The sequence below is a fragment of the Mesorhizobium sp. M1A.F.Ca.IN.020.06.1.1 genome (assembly GCF_004023265.1).
Classification (GTDB): Bacteria; Pseudomonadota; Alphaproteobacteria; order Rhizobiales; family Rhizobiaceae; genus Mesorhizobium.
In genome coordinates this window covers 1-4,097 of record NZ_RZSR01000543.1, presented here as the reverse complement: position 1 = coordinate 4,097, position 4,097 = coordinate 1, and the positions used below count along the sequence as shown (strand labels likewise).

The window sequence follows — 4,097 nt, the reverse complement described above, 5'->3', positions numbered from 1 at the left end:
CGTCACGGCCGACCTCAAGCGTTCCGGCCTGTTCGCGCCGATCGACAAGAGCGCTTTCATCGAGAAGATCTCCGGCCCGGACGCCACGCCGCGCTTCGATGACTGGAAGGTGATCAATGCGCAGGCGCTGGTCACCGGCAGCGTCGGCAAGGAAGCCGACGGCCGTATCCGCGCCCAGTACCGGCTATGGGACACCTTTGCCGGCCAGCAGATGGCCGGGGAGCAGTTCTTCGCCAATGACGCCAATACCAGGCGCGTCGCCCATATCATCGCCGATGCGATCTACGAGCGGCTGACCGGCGAGAAGGGTTACTTCGATACGCGCGTCGTCTTCGTCGACGAATCCGGCGCCAAGAACGCGCGCAAGAAGCGTCTTGCCATCATGGACCAGGACGGCGCCAACGTCCGCTACCTGTCGGACGGCCGTTCGATCGTGCTGACGCCGCGCTTCTCGCCGAACCGGCAGGAAATCACCTACATGTCCTATGAGAGCGGACAGCCGAAGGTGTATCTGCTGCAGATCGAGACCGGGCAGCGCGAGCTGGTCGGCAATTTCCCCGGCATGACGTTCGCGCCGCGCTTTTCGCCCGATGGCCAGAAGGTGATCATGAGCCTGCTGCGCGATGACGGCAACTCCAACATCTTCGCCATGGATCTGAGAAGCCGTTCGACCACGCGGCTCACCGACTCGACAGCCATCGACACCTCGCCCTCCTATTCGCCCGACGGCTCGCAGATCGTCTTCACCTCCGACCGCGGCGGCGGCAGCGGCCGCTCGCAGATCTACGTTATGGGCGCGGACGGCTCCAACCCGCACCGCATCTCGTTCGGCGACGGCGTCTATTCCACGCCGGTGTGGTCGCCGCGCGGCGACCTCATCGCCTTTACCAAGCAGTCGGGCGGCGAGTTCCAGATCGGCGTCATGAAGACCGATGGTTCGGGCGAGCGCATCCTGTCCTCCGGCTTCCAGCAGGAGGGGCCGACCTGGGCGCCGAACGGTCGCGTGCTGATGTTTTTCCGCGACTCCGCCGGCGGGCCGAAGCTGGTCACGGTGGATCTTACCGGCCGCAACGAGCAGCAGATCCCGACCTCGAACTTCGCCTCGGATCCGGCCTGGTCGCCGCTGCTGGAATAGGCAGAGGAACGGAAGAATTTAAGAACGGGGAACTGAAGAACTGAGGAAAATGGAGGACCCGGGGCGCTGGTAAATTTCAGAGAGAAGCTGGCCTAATTTCTTCCTTCAATTCCTCAGTTCTTCAGTTCCTTAATTCCCCCTTTTTTCATGTTTTGGCCGCATTTCCGCCTACGGTCGCCGCGCATTGTGAGCCTAGCTAAATCGGCCGAGGACGGCGGCTCGAAACGAAAAATTAACCGTGTTTCTTGAATGCCGGTTAACCCAAACGTGGTTACTGGGTGATCAACGAAATCACTCGAATGCGAAGGAGAGGCGGCATGGGCCGTATCGCAGCACTTACCAGAAATCCGGCGATGATCGCGCTGGTGGCGGCTCTGGCCATCACCGGCTGCGCCTCGAAGAAGACCCCGAACAGCGCCGCCGATCTCGGCCTCAACGGCGCCGGCTCTGCCACGCCCGGCTCGGCGCAGGACTTCACCGTCAACATCGGCGACCGCATCTTCTTCGACACCGACTCCTCGTCGATCCGCGCCGACGCGCAGACGACGCTGTCGCGCCAGGCGCAGTGGCTCAACCAGTACAGGCAGTATGCCATCGTCATCGAAGGCCATGCCGACGAGCGCGGCACGCGCGAGTACAATCTGGCGCTGGGCGCCCGCCGCGCCGCTGCCACCCGCGACTTCCTGGTTTCGAAGGGCGTCGCGGCCAACCGTCTGAAGACGATCTCCTACGGCAAGGAACGCCCGGTCGCCGTCTGCGACGACATCTCGTGCTGGTCGCAGAACCGCCGCGCCGTCACCACGCTCTCGGGCGCCGGTTCCTGACGCGCCGCGCCGGAAATCGATATCGATTTTCGGAAACGCTCATAAGCGCCACAGCGTCCTTGGCGCGTCTGACGACGCGCGGCGCTGTGGGCGGCAAAAATACAACATCGCTGAACGAAAGGCGGCCTCCGAGCCGCCTTTTTCATATGCGACAGCTTGAAACAAAATTTGGCCGAAGTCTCGCGTCCTGCTAAGAGCGCGAGGGCGCTTTATCCCCCTCCGATTTGGAAAGGCGCATCGGGCCAACAGATTTTCACGGCGAGAGACATAATGCATTTCAGAACGGTCCTGAGCGGCACGCTTGCGCTGCTGCTCCTATCAAGCATCGCAGGCATCGCCGCACCGGCGGACAGCGGGCAAGCCTCGAACAGCGGCTTCACTTTCCATCTGCCGACGCTGGGCATTTTCGGCGACAAAAAGAAGACCGAGCAGGCGCAAGTCGCCCAGCAGGACGGCGCCGGCATGACCGGTCTGGAGGATCAGATCCGCCAGATGAACGGCAAGCTTGAGGAGCTCAATTTCCAGATCCTGCAAATGCAGGAGCAGATGCGCAAGCAGCAGGAGGACAACGAGTTCCGCTTCCAGCAGCTCGAAGGCGGCTCGCAGGGCGCGAAGCCAACGGGCCAAAAGAAGTCGGAGGCCGCGCCGCAGGACGGCAGCAGCGGCAACACGAATATGGGCGATGCTGGCGCCGGCGACAGCGGCACCGACACCAACGTCGCAACGGCTCCGGCGACGCAAGCTCCGGCCGGCACGGCTCCGCAGGACGGCGGCGGCAAGAGCGTCGGCGACGTCATCGTCGAGTCTCAGACCGGCGACCCGGGCAAGTTGATCACCGGCGCGCCGCCGAAGACCTTCGGCACCATCACCGTCGACAAGAACGGCAATGTCGTCAATGCCGACCCCGCCCCGCAGGCGGGCTCGCAGACGGAAGCTCCCGCGGCTACGGCAAACGCGCCTGCCGCGGAGACCGGCAGCAAGGCTGGCAAAGGCAAGTCCGGCGGCACGGTCATGGCCTCGCTGCCCTCGACCAACAATCCGGACGAACTCTACCGCAACTCCTACCAGTTCATCCTGTCGGGCGACTATCCCACCGCCGAGCAGGGGTTCCGCGACCATATCTCGCGCTTCCCCAAGGACGCCAAGGCGGCGGACGCGCATTACTGGCTGGGCGAATCCCTGCTTGGCCAGCAGAAATACCGCGACGCGGCGGAGGTTTTCCTGGCCGCCAGCAAGGATTATCCGAAGGCCAAGAAGGCGCCCGACATGCTGCTCAAGCTCGGCGTATCGCTGGTCGGCCTCAAGCAGAACGACGTGGCCTGCGCCACTTTCAACGAGATCGGCAAGCGCTACCCGGATGTTTCCGGCACGCTGAAGGAACGCATCAAGCAGGAAAAGGCGCTGGCCTCGTGCTAGCTTGCGTGTCGTTGTCCCAGAATCGGGACCGCTTGTGGACGACGCGCAGTGATGTTCGGTACCGAGACTGACCTTTCGGATCGCCTTTTCCAAGACTTCGACTTCTCCCACGGCGCCGTTGCGGCCGTGTCCGGCGGCAGCGACTCGACCGCCCTTCTCCATCTGCTCAAGCACCACCTCGACCGTACCCTGCCCGCGGCAAGGCTGCTTGCGGTGACGATCGATCATGACCTCAGACCAAGCTCGGCGGCCGAAGCGCAAGCTGTCGCCCGGCTTTGCGCCGAGCACGGCATCGCGCATTGCACGCTCGTCTGGTCCGGCCGCAAGCCATCGACCGGCTTGCCGGCCGCCGCGCGCGAGGCGCGCTACCGGCTGCTGGCCGAGGCAGCCGAAGCGGAAGGCATCCGCACGGTGGTGACCGGACATACCGCCGACGACCAGGCCGAGACCGTGCTGATGCGGCAAGCTCGTGAAGGGGATGCACGCAACGAGGATCCACGCGACGGCCGCGGCCTCGCCGGCATGGCGCCCGCGACGCTCTACGATTGGCGGGTCTGGATCGCCCGCCCGCTGCTCGCCACGCGCCGCGCGGCATTGCGGGAGATGCTGAAGCGTCGCGGCATCGGCTGGACCGAGGATCCGACCAATGTCGACCGGCGCTTCGAGCGGCCGCGCCTGCGCATCTCGCTCACGGGCGGGGCCGGCGAGGCGCGCCTCATGGA

General features: G+C 64.5%; 4 protein-coding genes. All 4 read left to right on the top strand.

Features of this window, described 5'->3' with window-relative positions; all coding sequences use genetic code 11:
* Positions 1-1,135, top strand: a 1,135-nt coding sequence (tolB, locus tag EOA60_RS21865) for a Tol-Pal system beta propeller repeat protein TolB (protein WP_128311861.1), incomplete at its 5' end; no start/stop codon positions are given.
* A gap of 317 nt (positions 1,136-1,452) precedes the next feature.
* Positions 1,453-1,959 (top strand): peptidoglycan-associated lipoprotein Pal, encoded by a 507-nt coding sequence (gene pal / locus EOA60_RS21860; RefSeq protein ID WP_067001802.1) that lies wholly within the window; start codon positions 1,453-1,455, stop codon positions 1,957-1,959.
* Between the two features lie 270 nt (positions 1,960-2,229).
* The gene (gene ybgF / locus EOA60_RS21855) at positions 2,230-3,375 is read left to right on the top strand and encodes a tol-pal system protein YbgF (protein ID WP_095824084.1); all 1,146 of its coding nucleotides are present in this window, start codon (positions 2,230-2,232) and stop codon (positions 3,373-3,375) included.
* Positions 3,376-3,426: 51 nt separating this feature from the next.
* Positions 3,427-4,097, top strand: a 671-nt coding sequence (gene tilS, locus EOA60_RS21850) for a tRNA lysidine(34) synthetase TilS (protein ID WP_128311859.1), incomplete at its 3' end; no start/stop codon positions are given.